Here is a 17,495-nt window from a genome sequence, read left to right as displayed (position 1 = left end):
AGTCGGAGAGGCTAAAGGCGCCCGCCGAGCGAAGGAAATCAGATGGATCACGCCGTTCCGGCTCAGGCCGCCTCCGCCTGGGCTGCGCCCTACACCGCCACCTACGACGCGCTGGCCGAGCGGTTCCGGCCTATCTTTCGGCGCATCGAGGCCGGTGCCGTGGAGCGCGAACTCGGCCGCATCCTGCCTCATGAGCCGATCCGCTGGCTTAAGGAGGCCGGTTTCGGCGCCGCCCGCATCCCCGAGAACGAGGGCGGGCTCGGCGCGACCCTGCCGGAACTCTTCGCGCTGCTGATCGAACTCGCTGAAGCGGATTCCAACGTGCCGCAGGCAATGCGGGCCCATTTCGGCGCGGTTGAGGATACACTCAGTGCCCGCGACCTTGGCCGCCGGGCCCGCTGGCTACCGCGTTTCGCCGCGGGCGAGTTGGTTGGCAGCGGCTTCAGCGAAAGCGCCAATAACAAGCTTGGCAGCTTCGAGACGACGCTCGTGACTGACGGCGACCGACTTCTCCTCAATGGCACGAAATTCTATAGCACGGGCGCACTCTTCGCAGATTGGATCAACTTCGGGGCGGTGCAGGATGGCGAAGTTGTCAGCGGGCTCGTTTCCGCGACGGGGCCGGGTGTCACGCTGCTCGACGACTGGAAGGGCTTCGGGCAGACGCTGACAGGGAGCGGCACGACAACCTTTGTCGACACACCTGTAGACGCCGCCGATATCTACGCGCTCTCCGGCCGCTCGAAATACCGCATGGCCTTCTTCCAACTGGTGCATCTCGCGACGCTTTCCGGCATCGGGCGCGCGGCGACACGCGATCTGGTGCGTTCGGTTGCGACACGCACGCGGACCTACACCCATGCTGCAGGCCCCTCTTCCTCCGCCGATCCGCAGGTTCTGCAGGTTGTCGGTCAGGTCCGTGGCCTGGCCTTCGCCGCTGGGGCAATAACCTTGCAGGGCGCAGCGGCCGCCCAGAGGGTGTACGAAATAGGCCAGACCGGGGATGTTGCGGCGGAAGACGCTGAGGCCGTGGTCTCGGATATCATCGTCTCACAGTCGCAGCCGGTTGTGGCAAAGCTGGTGCTGGAAGCTACGGAATTGCTGTTCGACGCGCTCGGCGCTTCTGCCACGGATCGGTCGAAGTCGCTCGATCGGCATTGGCGGAATGCGCGCACGGTTTCGTCGCACAATCCACTGATCTACAAGCAGCGGATAGTCGGCGATTATGCCGTTAACGGCACGCGTCCCCCGGCGTTCTGGCTTGCCGGCCAGGGTTAAGGGCGGTTCGGGCGTGATGACCTAATTTCGAACTGCGACCAAGGATCCGTCATGGCACGCAAAGGCGTGCCATCCACGTCTTGCCTTTGTCACGCAAGCAAGGCGTGGATGCTCGGCCTTCGCCGAGCATGACGTGGTGAGTTAAAAGCGGTGCAAACTAGGGACATCTCGCACTAATTCAAAACACTCCATCTCAACCTTCCCTGACTCGAAAACGATGCACCGCGGCCGGGTGAGAAGGCGGCAGCCGGTCCGCGCCATCTTCTCGGATACGCGAACGCAGCGTTCCCTGTTGCGCGTCCTGCCGATAAAGCCCTCGTTCCCGCAGTTCCGGCACGACATGCTCCGCGAAATCCTCGTAGGAGCCGGGTGAGATGAACTGGTGGAGCAGAAAGCCGTCGATGCCGGAGGCCGTGACATAGGCCTGCATCTGGTCGGCGATCTGGGAAGCCGTGCCGATCCAGGTAAGCCCGCTATTGCCTTCGACGCGGCTGTAACGCCGCCTGACATCACCCGCCAGAACGGGCGCCTGCGCCGCCGCCGACTCCGTGTGGCCACCAACCTTCGTCAGTGGCTCGTCATCGGCGTATTTCGCAAGATCCAGCCCGCTATAGCCCGCATAGGCCGCCAGCGTCGCATTCGGATCGTAGTGGGACTGGAAGTCCTCGAGTTTCTCCCGCGCCGCGATGAGAGTCTTGCCGACGACGATCTGCACCCCAGCCAAAGCCTTGATCTCACCGCCGTCACGCCCCTCAGCCGATGCGAGGTCGCGGATCTCCTGCATGCCCTGCCTCACGCCTTCCGGCTTGGTGGTACCGGCGAAGATGATCTCGGCATGCCGCGCGCCCAGGCGCTTACCACGTGGCGACCACCCCGCCTGGATCAACACCGGCGTGCGCTGCGGCGAAGGATGGCTCACATGCGGACCGGCCGAGGCGAAATGCGCACCACGATGATCGATCGCCCGCACGCGTGACGGATCGGCGAAGCGCCGCGCCGTCTTGCTGCCGATGAAGGCGTCATCCGCCCAACTGCCTTCCCAAAGCTTGTAGGCCGTGTCGAGGAACTCGTCGGCGATCTCATAGCGGTCGTCATGCCGCACCATCGCATCGAGCCCGAAATTGCGCGCGGCACTCGGCAGGTAGGATGTCACGATGTTCCAGGCGATACGCCCACCCGTCAGATGATCGAGCGTGCTCAGCCGCCGCGCATGGGCAAAGGGATGATCGTAAGATGTCGAGATCGTGGCGCCGAAAGCGAGATTGCGGGTCGCCGCCGCCAGGAAAGGAATATGCATGAGCGGATCATGCGCCGGCAGCTCGACGCCCCAGGAAATCGCCGTCTCCGCCGAGGCTTTGTAGACGTCGTAAATGCCAAGAACATCGCCGAAGAAAAACAGATCCAGATGCGTCTCCTCCGCGATGCGGGCGAGATGCAGCCAGTAATCGAAGGTCGTCGAGGTCAGCCGCCGGTCCAGCGGATGAGTCCAGAGACTGGCGGCGCCGGAGCCGTCGCCGATGTTGGCCTGCTCATAGAGGCCGAAGAAGAGAGGTTTCTGTGTCATGGGAGAATCATAGCCTAGCCCGGGTAGGCTACACGGCCTCCGGATGTAGGCTGCGCGAAAAGCCTCCCGGCTTCGCGACGGAGGCAAAGAGGCTCTGCGTATAGGGATGCGCCGGGCTGCGCCAAACCTCGCTGGCGGGACCTTGCTCCACCACCCTGCCATCCTTGAGCACGAGTATATCGTCGCTCATATGATGGATCACCGCGAGGTCGTGGCTGATGAAAACATAGGTCAGCCCGAATGCCTTCTGAATATCGACCAGCAAATCCAGAACCTGCGCCTGTGTTGTCGCATCGAGCGCCGAGACCGGTTCGTCACAGAGGAGAACGGCGGGTTCCGACGCCAGGGCTCGGGCGATGGCAACCCTTTGTCTCTGGCCGCCGGATAGCAGCAAAGGCGCAGCAGGAAGATGCTTCGCCTGCAAACCGACGATATCGAGGAGCTGCAGCGTGCGGCGCTTCGCCGCCTCACGCTCCGTCAGGCCGATGGCGCGCAACGCATCCCGCAGAATGCGTTCGACATCCCAGCGCGGGTCGAACGAACTTAACGGGTCCTGGTAGATCATCTGCAGCGATGACCGCAAGGGGCGCCGCACCTTCTCGGTCACTCCCGACCACGGCTGCCCGAGCAGCGTGACGCTGCCCGAATCTGGCTGCGTCAGCCCGAGGAGGATCCGCGCGATGGTCGATTTGCCCGCGCCGGACTCGCCAACGAGCCCGAGCGTGCGGCCGTGCCCGACAGTGAAGCTCACCTGGTCGATAGCAGTCACAGCCATGCCGCCGGTAGTCGCGTAACGCTTGCTGATCCGGTCGACAACGATCGCCGATCCGCCTCGCGCGCCGGCTGTTCCGCTTTCCCAGCTCCGCCGGTTGCGATGCCGAAACTCGCTCGACGACGCGACGGCGGTCCCGGCGGAAAGACGGACACCCTTCGCCTTGCCTGCCGGAAGAGCCGCGAGCAATGCGCGCGTATAGGCGTGCCGCGGATTGCCAAGGATCGCCTCGGTAGGGCCGCTTTCCACGATCTGCCCTTCCCGCATCACCGCCACGCGATCCGCGATTTCGTTCACCACGCCGATGTCGTGCGTGATCAGCAGGATGGCGTTCCCCTGCGCCGCAATCGAGCGAAGGAGTTCGAGGAGCTGCCGCTGCACGGTGCTGTCGAGGGCCGTCGTCGGTTCATCCGCGATCAGAATGCGCGGGTGGCCGGCGATTGCCGCGGCGATCAAGGCGCGCTGCCGCTGTCCGCCAGAGAGCTGGCCGGAGCGCTGCCGCGCCCGCCGCTCCGGCTCGGGCAGCCCAGCCTCTCGCAATGCCGCAATGACGCGACCATGACGCTGCCGCCGGGTACCGATGCCATGGGCGTCGAGCACCTCGCCCACCTCGTGTCCCACCTGTCGCAACGGATCGAGCGAAACGAGCGCATCCTGCAGCACGAGCCCCAGTTGCCGCCCGCGCCGAGCGCGCCACCGCCGCTCCGGATCACCGAGAACCGAATGCCCCTCGATCTCCAAGGTTTCCGCCGTCACGCGCGCACCCGTCCCCGCCAGACCGAGAAGAGCCCGGCCCGTGACCGATTTTCCGGAACCCGATTCCCCGACAAGCGCCAGGATCTCGCCCGCCTCAAGCGTGAAGGAGATGTCGCGCACGGCGGCGTTCGTGGTGGCCCCACGGCCGAAACTCACCGACAGATGCAAAACTTGAACGAGAGGTGCGGGCGGCGGGGATTGCAGCAAAGCGCTCATGCGGACTGCGCCACATCCAGCCGCGACCGCAGGTAGCGGCCGAAGGCTGTCAGAGACAAAGCGGTGATCGCGATCGTGGCGCCTGGAAAGACCGTCAGCCACCAGGCCATCGCGGTGTAGTTCCGGCTGTCCGACAGCATCGCGCCCCATTCCGAACTCGGCGGCTGCACGCCAAGACCGAGGAAGCTGAGGCCCGTCGCCCAAACGATGCTTTGCGCGACGCCCAGCGTAAGCAGCGGCAGCAGCGGGCGCGCGATATTCGGCAGCATCGTGTTCAGCAGAATGCGCGATGGCGCATGCCCCAGCGCGCGCGCCGCGAAGACGTAGTCCGATTGCGTAACCACCAGCGCCCTCGCCCGGATGATGCGGGCATAGCCGGCCGCGCCCCCAAAGCCGACCGCGACCGCGAGCGTCTCCGCCGAAGGTCCCAGGAGCGCTATGCAAACGAGCGCCAGAACGAGCGGCGGAAAGGCATACAGAACCTCGATCAGGCGCCGCGCGGCAATGTCTCCCCAGCGCCCGGTCAATGTACCGCCGATGCCGAGGATGATGCCGAGAAGCAGCGCGATGACGATCGCCGCCACGCCGACCAGCAGGGAAGAGCCGGTGCCGTAGACGACGCGAGCAAAGGTGTCACGCCCGTTCTGATCTGTGCCAAACCAATGCGCCGCGTTAGGCGCCGAAAACGCATTGGTGGGGTCGATGTCATAGGGATCCTGCCGCGCCAATAGCTGCGGATGGACAGCCGCGATCAGCACGATCGCGAGCACCAGGATCGCCAGATAGACCCCTGCCCCGGCACCCGGAAGCCAGGCGCGCGGAAGGCGAGGACCACGGAGAAACGGCATGATGGAAGCGGCGCTCACGCCGAGCCTTCCGCCGCCCGCACGGCGCGTGGGTCGATAAGGATGGCGAGCACATCCGTCAGCAGGTTGATGAAGACATAGAGGACGGCGATCAGCACCACGCTGCCCATGATGACCGGGAAGTCGCGCTGTGAAACCGCGGTGAAGATCAGCGAGCCCAGGCCGCGCCGGGCGAAGATCTCCTCGATCGCCACTGAGCCGCTGATGAGCCAGCCGAAGGCCCAGCTCGACAAGGCGAGCGCCGGCAGCGCCGCATGGGGCAGCGCATGGCGCACCCTAACGCGCCAATCTCTCAGGCCCCTTGCCCGCGCCGACAGAGCGAAGGGCTGGTCGAGAGCGTCCTCGAAGGATTGCCGCATGACTTGCGCCAGGAAGCCCGCCAGCGGGATCGCCAGCGCCGCCGCTGGCAGAACGAGCCCCGCAAGGAAGCCACCGCCCGAGGCGGCGAACCAATGCAGCGTGAAGGCAAAGACGGTGATGAGGATGAGCCCAAGCCAGAAGTCCGGCAGCGATCCCAAGGTCACCTCCACCGACCGGCCAATACTCTCGGTGACACGATTGCGGCGCGCACTGATGACGACGCTGCTGACCGCAAGCGCCCAGGCGAGTAGCAGCGCCGCGCCCGTCAGAGCCAAAGACGGCAATACCTGCCCGGCGATGAGACTGCTCACCGGCTGCTGGCTGCGATAGGACAGACCGAGGTCGCCGTGCAGCAGCCCGACGAAGTAGTTGGCATAGCGATAGAGAATCGGCTGATCGAGCCCGAACTGCTGCCGCAGCACCGCGATTGCCTGCGGCGTCAGGATCGCGCCCGGCCCCATGATCAGTTTCAGCGGATCACCCGGCACCACCTGCAGCGCGACAAAAGTCAGCGTCACCGAAAGCCAGATCACGAGCAGCGCGGCCCCGATCCGGTTGCCGATCTGACGCAGCAGGGAGACCCGACCGAAAGCCGGCGACGCCTCAGGCGCCTCCTGCCCCGGCAGGCCGCCCGGATAGGATTGGACAACGCCCACGGCTCAGCCCTGAGGCACCCAGGCGTCATACAGCGTCACGGAATGCACCGACCAATCGGACCGCACACCGCGCACCTTGTCCGTATTGAAGGCAGCCAGCGACGGATAGACGTAGAGTGGCGCGAAAAGCGCTTGGTCCGAGACGTATTTCTGGACATCCGAATAGATCTTCTGCTGTTCAGCATGGTCGGAAACCTGCTCGCCGCGATCGAGCAGCTCGTCGATATGCTTGTTGTTCAGGCCGACTTCGTTGTTGTGGTAGCCGCCATCGATGCTGGTCAGCCCTTCGGAGTCGTAGATGAACTTCAGCGCGCCCGGCGTATTGACGGTCCAGTAGTCGATATAGAGGTCGTAGTCCCAGGTATATTGCCGGCTATGGACCTGGCTGCGATCGGCTTCCTCAATTTTGACGTCGAAACCGGCCTTCTTCGCGGTGGCCTGAAGCTGTTCGAACAACGCGACGTCGGCGGGCTGGGTATTGGCGTAGACGGGGAAATGCACGGTCAGGCGCTTGCCGTCCTTGGTGCGATAGCCCGCGCTGTCCCGCGCCGTCCAGCCGGCCTGGTCCAGCAGTTTGTTGGCCGTCGCGATGTCGTAGGGATAGGCGTGCTCGAACGACGCGTCATAAAAAGGCGTGTCGGGCGATAGCGGCCCGCCAACCGGCTTGTAGGCGCCGAAGAACAGGCTCCGCAACGCGACGGCGGGATTGATCGCATGCCGGAATGCCTGGCGGACCAGAAGATCGTTGAACGGCGCGCGCTTGGTGTTGAGATCGACCTCCCACGGCACGCCCGGCTGGCTGTCGTCGATCACTGTGACATTGCCGGCCGACTTCGCCGGAATGTAGTTTTCCGGCGGCAGGCCGTTGATGACCCCGACATCGCCTGAGGCCAGCGCGTTGTAGCGCGTCGCCGGCTCCTGGATGATCCGCCACTCCACCTTCTCGGCATAGGCTTTACCGTGATGCGTCGCCTGCGGTGGTGGCGAATTGTAATTCTCGTTGCGCGTAAAGAAGATCCCGCTGCCGCGCACCCATTTCTGCACGATGAAAGGACCGCTGCCGACGGGCGATTCGCAGTTCAAGGTATTGCCGCGCGCTATCGCTTTCGGCGACTGGATGCCCGCGCTTGGATTGGCGAGCGTGGTCAGGAAGAACGCGACCGGAGTCTTCAGCGTCACAATGGCCGTGTCGTCATCCACAATCTGAGTGCCGGCATAGGCCGTCAGCTCGGGCGCGATATTCGCCGATCCCGTCTTTGGATCCAACCAATGGTTGAAATTCGCCTTGACCGCCGCCGCGTTAAACGGCGTGCCATCGGTGAACTTCACATCATTGCGCAGGTGGAAGGTATAGCGCAGCCCGTCGGGGGACACCTCCCAGGATTTCGCGAGCCATGGGTGGTAGGAGCCCTCCTCGTCCTGTGAAATCAGGCTGTCGAGAAACTGATGCGCGATGATGTCCTGCGGCACATCGCCGCCCACCGTCGGATCGAGGCAGACCGGCTCGGCGAGTGTCGCGAGCACGATAGTACCGCCGTAGCGCGGCGTATCTGAAGCGAAGGCCGGCAGGGCGCAGGCCGCCACGAGAGGCGTCACGAGCAAAGTCAGGTTGAGCGCTTTGCAAAATGCGCGGATGGCTGGCGGTCTGGCGCTCGATGTCTCGGTCATGGTGCGAACTCAACTCTCATGCGATCGGATGAATGGTCTGGCGCGACACGAAAGCCGACAGCGTGGGGCTCGTTTCGTGGCGCTCGGCTCAGGATTTGGGTCGTGGACCAGCACGGTAGCGGGCCGCCGCGCTGCTCAGTAAGAAACACACCTGCAATCTCCCCGGCCCCAAGATTTTACGGCCACATCGGCGGACATTAAGCATTGCACGATCATTCTCGCAAGCCATCCAAATATAACGATACTACGTCGCTATTTATAGGGCCACTTGGCCGCGCCTTCTAAGGCAGGAGGCCCTTCGTTCGTTGTGCTCTTCCACCACGTCATGCTCGGCGAAGGCCGAGCATTCACGCCTTCACTTATGTAACGAAGGTAAGGCGTGGATGGCACGCCTTCGCGTGCCATGACGGATCTCCAGGTCACGGTACGAAATGAGATCATCGATCTCTAGCGGGCCGCCACCTCCTAGAAGGCGAACTAGCTCGGCGCATACAACCCCAGCATCTCTGCCATTCTTAACTTCGGCACGACGAAGTGCCCGCGACACTCTCAGTCGAACATGCCCTCGGCGATATACGAACCTTCCCGCGGCGCGGGCGGCACGAAGAAAACCGCCGAGCCGATATGCGAGATATATTCGTTGAGCGCATCGGATGCGCCAAGCTTGGTCTGCAACAGCTCGAAATTCGCCGGGTCGTTTTGATAGGAAACGAACAGCAACCCGGCGTCCAGCAGCCCAAACTGATTGATGCCGTCGGTATAGTTGTAAGATCGGCGGAGAATCTTGACGCCGCCATTATTTTCATGCGCCGCGAGCCGGATATGCGCGGTTGCGGGAATGACGAGATTTCCCTGCGCATCCGTCTTGTCGAAATCTGGCGGATCGAATTCCTTCGTGCCCGTCAGCGGTGCGCCGGAAACCTTGTGGCGGCCAAAGACACTGTTTTGGTTGCTGACGCGGTCGGTGTCCCAGTTCTCGATATGCATCTGAATCTTGCGCGCCACCTGATAGCTGCCATAGCGCTGCCAGGCAGGAGCATCCTTGATCCACACGTGCTTCTCGAAGTCTGCGTCTTCCTTGATGTTGCGCGTGCCGTCCTTGAAGCCCATCAGATTGCGCGGCGTCGCCTGGCCCTTGCCCGCCGAGGCGCGGCCGAACCCCATCACCGTCCAGCGCGTCGCGGCCGTGCCGGAATCCTTGGCGATGCGGGCAAGGTCGCGCACAGCATGATAGGCGACCTGTGGATCATCCGCGCAGACCTGCAACGAGAGATCGCCGCCCGTTAGCCCGGGCAGCATGGCGTCGCTAGGCAGTGTAATGAGATCGCGCAACAACGCGGGTTTCTTCCCGGCCAGCCCATAGCTTTCGCTGAAAACCTTGGGGCCAAGACCGACGGTGACGGTCAGGGAAGCCGGGCCGAGGTTCAGCGCCTCGCCCGTATCGAAGCCAACGGCATCGGTGCTGAGCGGTTCCACCTGTCCGATGGTCTGGCCCTTCATCAACTGGGCGATCGCCGCCGACCATCGCGCCAGCAGCACCTGCAGATCGGACCGCAGCGGCGAGGTGAGGTCGAAGGTCATGTAGAAGGTAAAGCGCTGCTGAGGCGTCTTGATCCCCGCCTGTTCGGCGGCGCCATAGAAAGGGTGTGCCTGGGCCAGATCGACGATGTCGTCCTGATCCGCCCCCTGAGCCCGCGCGGCCGTCAAGTTCGCGGAAGCGCCGAGGGTCCCAACGGCTGCTCCGAGGAGCAGCCCGCGGCGGGACAGCCGGTCCGGGCGAGCGCCCGGTTTAGCCTCGTCCGTCATCAGCTCGCCGTCGCGACCTTCGCGCCGATCTTCGACAGCGGCTCCTGCAAAGCCTGAATGGCCTTGCTGAGCTTGGCTCCATCGGATGCCTTCAGCGCCGCCGTATACATCTTGTAACCGCCGGGAACGCTCGGGTCGCGATAGGTGTCGAGCAGCTTGTTCACGATGGCGAACTGGGCATTCACCCGCTCCGTCAACTGGGGATCGATCTTCATCATGCCGGGCGCCAGGAAGGCGAAGGCCTGCTGGGCGCCCTCGACATTACCCGCGAAGTCGACGAGATCGAAATGGCTGAACTGCTCTTCCTCGCCGGTGATCTTGGTGCTCTGAACCTCTTCAAGAAGGTCGGCGGCACCGTTGGCTAGATCCTCGGGCTTATAGCTCAGAGTCTTCACCAGCTTGTCGAGCAGCTCGACATTGGTCAGCAGCTCGGCGGCCAGTTGCTTGGTCTGGTCGGTGATCTGGCCGGTTTGGAACAGGTCCCGCTCCAGCGCGTGCTGGCCGTGCCAGCCGACCTTGGGGTCGAGGTTGGAGGTGCGCATGTCGACCAGATAATCGAGATTGCCAGCGTTGTCCGTAGCCTTGAAGCCCGGAAGGATGAAGCCGTCGACATCGGATTCGATGCGCTCATAGAAGGGCCGCGCCAGCGGGTATTCCGCGCGCGCCTTGGCAAGATCCCCAGCGTCGATGGCTGCCTTCAACCGCTCCGTCGAGGTCAGCATGGCATCGACGACGCCATCAACATAGGCGGCATAGCCTTTGGTGCCTTCGGCAAAGATATCGGCCGTGGTGCCGGCCGGCTCGGCGGCGGCCTTACCGGTCACGGTGAAGTCCTGCAGCTCCTTCGTCGCACCCGGGCAATAGATTTGATACTTCCCGCCGCCAAGGGTCAGCGTGAGGCTGACGGTCGGCAGGCCGGGGGCAAGGTTTTCCTTCTCGCCGATGATCCGGTTGTTGCTCAGCAGCTCGACCTCGGTAATGGCCGTCGCGGTCTTGTTGATCACCGTGAAGGTCACCGGGCCGGCCTTCGCGACCGAGTGATGCACGACGCAGGTGCCGCCATCGTCACCGGTCAGCGTGACCCAGACCTGCGAGGCGCCGTTCTTCACAGGCGCCACCGCGTTGCTTTCCATTCCCGCGAAAGCTTGGGGCGCGAGACCCAGAAGGGCCGCTAATCCGGTCGCTCCGAGAAGGGATCGTGTCATCGTCTTGCGAGGCATGGGCTGTTCCTATGGGGTCGAGTGACCGGCACGGCGGCCGACATGGGGGTTGGGTTGATCGGAAACGGTCCTGACCGAGCGGCGCAGCCGTCCCCTGCCCCGGCACGCGATTGCGCCGAGAAGGAGCGCCGCGAAGCCAAGCACTAAGGGCAGCTGGACCGCCCAGAGCAGCCGTTCCGTACGGGCCAACGCGACCGCATTGAGTGCGGCGGCGGCCTGATCGAGGTAATCGTTCGACAACTGCCAGTCGCCTGGCAGGGCGCTGGCGGCGGTCAGCGTGCGCGGCGCTAGCAATCCACTGTCGGATAGGCTCACGATGGTCGTGGCATGCGCCGTCGCGTCCAGCAGCACGCCATCGGCGGTCCAGACTTCGGTGGTCGCATGGGTCGACCAGTCGGCGGCAAACGGCCCCGGATGCCGCTGCGGATTCAGACCCACCGGCACGCGGCCGCCGGAGAGGGCGATGACCTGATCCAGCGTCAGCGTGGCTGGCGCCTTGGGGGGCACACTGATCTCCGTCAGCGTCCAGGCCGAGGCAGCGATGCCCTCATGCTGCTCGTGACGCGCGTCGCCGGGGGGCAATGACACTGTGCTCGGCGTCGTGCCCTTGAGAGAGATCTGCACGGTCGCGGGCGCGCTATCGCTCAGCCGGGCGCTGCCAATATCGGTCTGGTCCGAGCCCGTGGCCTCGACGATCATTGCCTTTCCGGAAAGCTGTGGCCGCGGCGTAGGGATGGCGATCGCCATCGCAACCGCGATCACCGCCAACGCGGCGGCGATCGTAAATTGCAACCGCACCACCGCATGCCGCCGCGGCCGGCGAGCCGCGGGCCAGAAGACAAAAAGCGCGATCGGCACCAGGTAGGCGAACCAGCCGAGCACCTCGATCAACCGCGGATCGGCCGGAATGCCAAGGACCCCCGTGATCATTGCGGATTGGATCGTGCCCGGCGCCACCAGCCAGGAGAGGCTCACCGTGGGCTGCTGCCCGGCATTTACCCACCCTGCCTCGTGCGCGGTTCGCAAGGCCGTGATCACCAACCCCGCCGCGACCAGGATGAGGAAGGCGCCGGTGAAGCGGAAGAACCGGGACAGGTTGATCTGGACCCCCCCGATATAGATGCCCCAGCCGATCACCACGGCGAGCAGCACACCGATCACAGCACCTGTGGCGGCAAGTGCCGCGGACTGGGCCGCCGAGAAGGTCGCCAGCAGAAAGACCGCGGTCTCGAAGCCCTCCTTCAGCACCGCCAGGAACGCCATTACGGCCAGGGCATAGGCGCTGCCGCGACCGAGTGCCTGGGCCGCCTCCGCCTCCAGCCCTCGCTTCATGCCGCCGGCATGGGCGTTCATCCAGACGATCATGCCGGTGACGAAGAAGACGGCGATGCCGCCGATGACGGACTCCATGCCTTCCTGGCTGGCTTGCGGCAGCGCCTGCTCGACCAGATCAAGGCCGACACCCACCGCGATCGACAGCAGAACCGCTAGGCCCACGCCTAGCCACATGGCGGTGAGGCTCTTGCCGTTCTTGCGCAGGAAGGCGGCGATGATCCCAACGATCAGCGCCGCCTCAAGCCCTTCGCGCAGACCGATTACGAGCGTCGCGAGCATATCGCCTTCCGGGTCAATGAGTGGGCGCCGCCCGCTGACTGGCTGGCGGCGACGGGCTTGGCCACCAGGAACCTCGCGCCCTCTCGGGAAGCAAAGCCTATGGCCTCGTTGTCAGTAGGACTGCACCAAGCGCTCCGCACCTCCCGCCACCTCTCGTCGCAACGGGGGCCGTATAATGCGACTTATTCGCATTTGCAAATCTTGCTCGATTGTAACAGCAGCCGCCTTCGGGGCCGGCTGGGCGACGCAACACCTCATTGGGACATATGGTCAAACAGCCCCGTTTTCCACCGGACGGCCCTAGGGTTCCACCCTCGAATCGTAGTGCCGCTGCGGGTGGCGGTATGAGGCGAACGTGATTCGGCGACCGGATGAAACTCCGTCCTCCGTCCTCCAAGTCTGCAGGAACAGGAGAACCCCAACATGGCCGGTGTCGCGAAGAAAACTAACGAGGACCTTTGGGACAGGGTCAAGACAAAGGTAACCAAAGCTGACAAGGGCGGCAAAGCGGGCCAATGGTCGGCTCGCAAAGCGCAGTTGGCGACGCAGGAATACAAGGCGAAAGGCGGCGGCTACGAAGGCGCCAAGTCCAAGGACAACCACCTCGGTCAATGGACTAAGGAGGAATGGAACACGAAGTCTGGTGCCAAGTCGAAGGACAGCGGCGAGCGTTACCTCCCCAAGAAGGCCAGGGAGAAGCTGACGACCGATGAGTATAAGCGGACGACGGTGAAGAAGAGAGCCGATACCGCGAAGGGTAAGCAGTTCTCCGCTCAGCCGAAGGACATAGCAAAGAAGACCAGCTCGACCCGGCTCGGTGAAGCTGGCCTCGCCGCCATGACGCGGGCCGAATTGTTGAAGCGGGCGGCGGCGCAGGGCGTTACCGGCCGCTCGCGGATGAAGAAGGCCGAGCTTCTGCAGGCTCTGCGCTGATCAAGACGGGGATCGGAAGGCTCTCGACCCGCGCGCGCGAAGTCTGCTCTGAGCGAAGCGGCAAATGCCCTTCGACGGTTGTATCGTTTAGAGTTCGCACCTGCCTAAACATTGGCGATGGCTTAAGTTCGCTGGTCGCAGGACTGCCGGATGGCATCGAGAACGCGACGTAAGCGCTTGCGTGGCAGTCGGCTAGAGTGTTTAGATAGGAAAGGCGCCCGGAGAAGGCGCGGCAACCGGGAGAAACGCCCCCAATGCTACAGGCCGACGGCCCATCCGGGGATGAGAACAGTCCGGCCGCCCTAATCAATGTGACCAAGACTTTTGGAGGCATCGCGGCTGTCCGGGATGTGTCGTTCGCCTTGCGGGCGGGTGAAGTACTTGCGCTGCTGGGTGAGAACGGCGCCGGGAAGAGCACATGCGTCAAGTTGCTGGCTGGCGTAATAGAACCAGACGCGGGCGGCAGCGTGCTCAGCGACGGCAGGCGGGTTAGGTTTCGCTCTCCGCTCGACGCTCAGGAACACGGCATTGCCGTGATGCACCAACATCCGGGGCTTTTTCCCGACCTGTCGGTCGCGGAAAACATTTTCCTTGGCAGGATGCCGCGCCACGGACCGCTCATCGACGCCAGAGGGATGGAGACGGCGACGGCCGAACTGCTGGCCTCGGTCGGACTATCGTGCGCCCCCTCGACTTTGGTCGGACGCCTGAGGATTTCAGAGCAACAACTCGTCGAGGTTGCGCGCGCGCTATCCCAAGAAGCGCGTGTTCTGATCATGGACGAACCTACGGCAGCACTTTCCCAGCGCGAGGTGGATCGTCTTTTTTCCCTGGTGGAGGTTCTCCGCAGCCGGGGCACCGCGATGATGTTCGTCGGGCACCGCATGGACGAGATCTTCCAGATCGCCGACCGCATCACCGTTCTCCGCGACGGCCGTCTGATAGCCACAGAACCTGCGGCTGCCATGACACGGGACCGAGCGGTCAGCCTCATGATCGGGCGCACGCTTTCGACACTGTATCCTGAGCTGAACAACACGCCCGGCGCGGTGCTTCTGGAGGTGGAAGGGCTGTCCCGCGGCCAAACCTTTCGCGACATGAGTTTTCATGTGCGTGCCGGCGAGATTCTGGGTTTCGGCGGCCTCGTCGGAAGCGGACGCACGGAGATCGCCCGTGTGCTTTTCGGCATCGACAAAGCGGATAGTGGCGTGATCCGCCTTAGCGGCCATGAACTGCACCTGCGCTCTGCCGCGGAGGCGATGCGACATGGCATAGCCTATGTGTCGGAGGATCGGCTCGGCCAGAGTCTCGTGATGGATACGGCCATCTTGTTCAATGCGTCACTCGCGGTCGCGGACAAGACCACGCGAGGCGGCCTGATGAGCCGGGTACGCGAACTCGCCTTGGTGCGCCCGCATCTGGACCGGCTACGCCTGCGTTTCGCGTCTTACGACCAGCCGGTGCGTGCCCTCTCAGGAGGCAATCAGCAGAAAGTCGTTCTGTCGAAATGGCTGGCCACGGAACCTAAGATCCTCATCCTCGACGAACCCACGCAAGGGATCGATGTCGGCAGCAAGGCCGAGGTGCATGCCATGATCGCCGCGCTCGCCCAGAGCGGCATGGCCATCATCCTGATATCGTCCGAGTTACCGGAACTGCTCGGTATGTCGGACCGCATTCTGGTCATGCGCGAAGGCAGCTTCGCGGCCGAACTCAACCGTGCCGAGGCCAGTCAGGAAGCGGTACTTCGCGCCGCCACCGGGCCTGTTTCGGCGGTCACCCATGGCGATGCAGGAGAATCAGCCTCGCATGCGAAGTTGACGGCATCGTGGTGGCGACGGCGAGAGGCGGGCCTAGTTGTGGCGATTGCCGCCGTGGTTCTACCGGTTGCCGCCATCAACCCCCGCATGCTGAGTCCGGCGAACCTGCTCTCGATTTCCATGGATGCGGCGTTGTTGGCGGTGGTCGCGGTAGCGCAAATGCTGGTGATGGTAACGCGCGGCATCGATCTATCCGTGGCATCCGTCATTGGTCTGTCCGCTTACGGCGCTGCCAGCCTGATGCAAGCCGAACCCGGTCTTGGCGTTGGCGCTGGCATTGGGATCGCCAGCGGCCTCGGTCTGATCTGTGGTCTGATCAACGGTCTCGTCATCACACGCGGGGCTGTGCCCGCTATCGTTGTCACTTTGGGAACATTGTCGGTCTACCGCGGGATTGTCAGCATCTGGGCGGGTGGCCGCCAAATCAGTGCGGACCAGGTGCCGGCATCCTGGTTGGATCTGACCAGCCTCAACATTCTCGGCATGCCGGCTGTGGTTCTGATCGCGGTGGTGGTGATGCTTGCGGCGGGTTTGGTGCTAACCCGCACGCCCATCGGGCGGGAATTGTTTGCGATCGGCTCCAACCCCGATGCCGCGGCCTTGATCGGCATCCGTGTTCGCCGCCGCCGTTTGGGTGCCTTCGCTGTTGCAGGGCTCTTGGCGGGCTTTGACGGTGCGCTTTGGGCCTCCCGTTACGCGACAGTGGATGCGCGTGTGGCGACCGGGTTCGAATTGACTGTCGTCGCGGCCGTGGTCGTCGGTGGTGTTGCCATCCGCGGGGGATCGGGCAGCGTGCTCGGCATAGCACTCGGGGCGCTTCTCCTGCTGGTGATCCGAAATGGCCTGACGCTGGTGCGGATCGATCCGTTATGGCTACAGGGCGTCTACGGGCTCGTCATCGTCGTCGCCGTGACGATCGATACTTTCGTCGCGCGGCGAGCAGCCGGTGCATCCCGGTGACGACCCTAAGGGGCTTCGCAACCTGGGAAACCTTCCTGGGCGGCATTACGGTCGTGCTTGCCGTCTACGCGGCATGCGCGATCCCGGGTTTCACGACGTCCTTCAACATTTCGCAAGCGATCGCGGGAATGTCGGAAAAGGCGCTGATCGTGCTGCCCATGGTTCTCCTGATCGTCGCTCGCGAAATAGATTTGTCCGTCGCCAGCACGCTTGCCCTTAGCAGCGTGATATTCGGGCTACTGCTTCAGCACGGCATGCCGCTCTCGGTCGCTGTCCCTTTGACGCTCATCGCCGGTGCCTTATGCGGCGCCTTCAATGGCCTGCTGGTCACGCGTCTAGGTCTACCGTCTCTGGTTGCCACGCTCGGGACACTGGCAATGTTCCGGGGCGTCGCTTACATGCTTATCGGAGCAGGCTCCGTAAACACATTGCCAAGCGCCCTCGTCAACTTCGGCAATGATACGCTTTCCGATACTCTGCCGGTCCTCAGCAGTCTTCCTTGGACAATTGTTCCGTTCCTCATCGCCGCACCGATCTTCGGCGTGGTGCTGCATCATGGCGTCCTTGGTCGCAGAGTCTTCGCGATTGGCGGCAACCCGGAGACTGCGCGCTACTCAGGCATCAACATGACCCGGATCCGCATGCAGCTGTTCATCGCCTCCGGCGCGATGTGTGCTTTGGCGGGTATCGTTTTCACCGCGAGACTGTCTAACGCCCGCGCGGACAATGCCTTGGGATTTGAGCTCGACGTGATAACGATCGTGCTGCTGGGCGGCGTGAGTGTCTTCGGCGGCAGCGGCCGGCTGCTGGGTGCTTTCTGGGCGTTGGTGCTTGTGGCGCTCATCCGTAATGTTCTCGGACTGAGCCTCATTGGCGGTGATGCCCAGGGCACGGTCATCGGGTCACTGCTGATCGTGTCTCTGCTTGCCAGCAAGTCCGCGAAAGCGATCTTCGCGACGCTCCCCGGATTGGGGCGGATGCGCAAGGTCTGAAAACAACAGGAAAA

General features: G+C 63.6%; 12 protein-coding genes. 4 read left to right on the top strand and 8 right to left on the bottom strand.

What is annotated here, in order from left to right; translation table 11 throughout:
• Positions 1–42 precede the first annotated feature (42 nt).
• On the top strand, positions 43–1,278 hold the full coding sequence (locus GSQ83_RS17100; RefSeq protein ID WP_158804076.1) for an acyl-CoA dehydrogenase family protein: 1,236 nt from the start codon (positions 43–45) through the stop codon (positions 1,276–1,278).
• Positions 1,279–1,471: 193 nt separating this feature from the next.
• Here GSQ83_RS17100 and GSQ83_RS17095 read toward each other — a convergent pair whose 3' ends face one another.
• From GSQ83_RS17095 to efeU, 8 genes are all read right to left on the bottom strand, one after another.
• The gene (locus GSQ83_RS17095; protein WP_158804075.1) at positions 1,472–2,842 is read right to left on the bottom strand and encodes an NtaA/DmoA family FMN-dependent monooxygenase; all 1,371 of its coding nucleotides are present in this window, start codon (positions 2,840–2,842) and stop codon (positions 1,472–1,474) included.
• A 28-nt stretch (positions 2,843–2,870) separates the two neighbouring features.
• Positions 2,871–4,586 carry an ABC transporter ATP-binding protein gene (locus GSQ83_RS17090; RefSeq protein WP_158804074.1) on the bottom strand — a complete coding sequence of 572 codons (1,716 nt, stop codon included), beginning with the start codon at positions 4,584–4,586 and terminating at the stop codon, positions 2,871–2,873.
• Positions 4,583–5,452 carry an ABC transporter permease gene (locus GSQ83_RS17085; RefSeq protein ID WP_158804073.1) on the bottom strand — a complete coding sequence of 290 codons (870 nt, stop codon included), beginning with the start codon at positions 5,450–5,452 and terminating at the stop codon, positions 4,583–4,585. Before GSQ83_RS17085 ends, GSQ83_RS17090 begins: the two co-directional genes overlap by 4 nt.
• On the bottom strand, positions 5,449–6,468 hold the full coding sequence (locus tag GSQ83_RS17080) for an ABC transporter permease (protein WP_158804072.1): 1,020 nt from the start codon (positions 6,466–6,468) through the stop codon (positions 5,449–5,451). Before GSQ83_RS17080 ends, GSQ83_RS17085 begins: the two co-directional genes overlap by 4 nt.
• A 3-nt stretch (positions 6,469–6,471) precedes the next feature.
• Complete coding sequence (locus GSQ83_RS17075) at positions 6,472–8,136, bottom strand: ABC transporter substrate-binding protein (RefSeq protein ID WP_158804071.1); 1,665 nt, start codon at positions 8,134–8,136, stop codon at positions 6,472–6,474.
• A 549-nt stretch (positions 8,137–8,685) separates the two neighbouring features.
• The gene (locus tag GSQ83_RS17070) at positions 8,686–9,942 is read right to left on the bottom strand and encodes a Dyp-type peroxidase (protein ID WP_158804070.1); all 1,257 of its coding nucleotides are present in this window, start codon (positions 9,940–9,942) and stop codon (positions 8,686–8,688) included.
• Positions 9,942–11,162 (bottom strand): iron uptake system protein EfeO, encoded by a 1,221-nt coding sequence (efeO, locus tag GSQ83_RS17065; protein ID WP_158804069.1) that lies wholly within the window; start codon positions 11,160–11,162, stop codon positions 9,942–9,944. The genes GSQ83_RS17070 and efeO overlap by 1 nt, the downstream gene beginning before the upstream one ends.
• 9 nt (positions 11,163–11,171) lie before the next feature.
• On the bottom strand, positions 11,172–12,776 hold the full coding sequence (gene efeU / locus GSQ83_RS17060; protein ID WP_158804068.1) for an iron uptake transporter permease EfeU: 1,605 nt from the start codon (positions 12,774–12,776) through the stop codon (positions 11,172–11,174).
• Between the two features lie 423 nt (positions 12,777–13,199).
• Between efeU and GSQ83_RS17055 the strand changes: the two genes are divergently transcribed.
• The 3 genes from GSQ83_RS17055 to GSQ83_RS17045 all read left to right on the top strand — a co-directional run bounded on the left by GSQ83_RS17055 (position 13,200) and on the right by GSQ83_RS17045 (position 17,481).
• Positions 13,200–13,709 carry a hypothetical protein gene (locus GSQ83_RS17055; RefSeq protein WP_158804067.1) on the top strand — a complete coding sequence of 170 codons (510 nt, stop codon included), beginning with the start codon at positions 13,200–13,202 and terminating at the stop codon, positions 13,707–13,709.
• Between the two features lie 254 nt (positions 13,710–13,963).
• Positions 13,964–16,489, top strand: a complete 2,526-nt coding sequence (locus GSQ83_RS17050; protein ID WP_158804066.1) for an ATP-binding cassette domain-containing protein — start codon at positions 13,964–13,966, stop codon at positions 16,487–16,489.
• Complete coding sequence (locus GSQ83_RS17045; RefSeq protein WP_216850261.1) at positions 16,486–17,481, top strand: ABC transporter permease; 996 nt, start codon at positions 16,486–16,488, stop codon at positions 17,479–17,481. Before GSQ83_RS17050 ends, GSQ83_RS17045 begins: the two co-directional genes overlap by 4 nt.
• Positions 17,482–17,495: the final 14 nt, after the last annotated feature.

It is taken from the genome of Acidisoma sp. L85, assembly GCF_009765865.1.
Taxonomy (GTDB): Bacteria; Pseudomonadota; Alphaproteobacteria; order Acetobacterales; family Acetobacteraceae; genus Acidisoma.
The sequence above is the reverse complement of the archived record's forward strand: the minus strand, read 5'-3'. Positions and strand labels throughout refer to the sequence as shown.

Bases quoted from the DNA above. Each gene is read 5' to 3' on its own strand.
- efeO (WP_158804069.1), bottom strand. From the start codon at position 11,162: ATGCCTCGCAAGACGATGACACGATCCCTTCTCGGAGCGACCGGATTA.
- GSQ83_RS17075 (WP_158804071.1), bottom strand. From the start codon at position 8,136: ATGACCGAGACATCGAGCGCCAGACCGCCAGCCATCCGCGCATTTTGC.
- GSQ83_RS17070 (WP_158804070.1), bottom strand. From the start codon at position 9,942: ATGACGGACGAGGCTAAACCGGGCGCTCGCCCGGACCGGCTGTCCCGC.
- efeU (WP_158804068.1), bottom strand. From the start codon at position 12,776: ATGCTCGCGACGCTCGTAATCGGTCTGCGCGAAGGGCTTGAGGCGGCG.
- GSQ83_RS17095 (WP_158804075.1), bottom strand. From the start codon at position 2,842: ATGACACAGAAACCTCTCTTCTTCGGCCTCTATGAGCAGGCCAACATC.
- GSQ83_RS17050 (WP_158804066.1), top strand. From the start codon at position 13,964: ATGCTACAGGCCGACGGCCCATCCGGGGATGAGAACAGTCCGGCCGCC.
- GSQ83_RS17055 (WP_158804067.1), top strand. From the start codon at position 13,200: ATGGCCGGTGTCGCGAAGAAAACTAACGAGGACCTTTGGGACAGGGTC.
- GSQ83_RS17100 (WP_158804076.1), top strand. From the start codon at position 43: ATGGATCACGCCGTTCCGGCTCAGGCCGCCTCCGCCTGGGCTGCGCCC.
- GSQ83_RS17090 (WP_158804074.1), bottom strand. From the start codon at position 4,586: ATGAGCGCTTTGCTGCAATCCCCGCCGCCCGCACCTCTCGTTCAAGTT.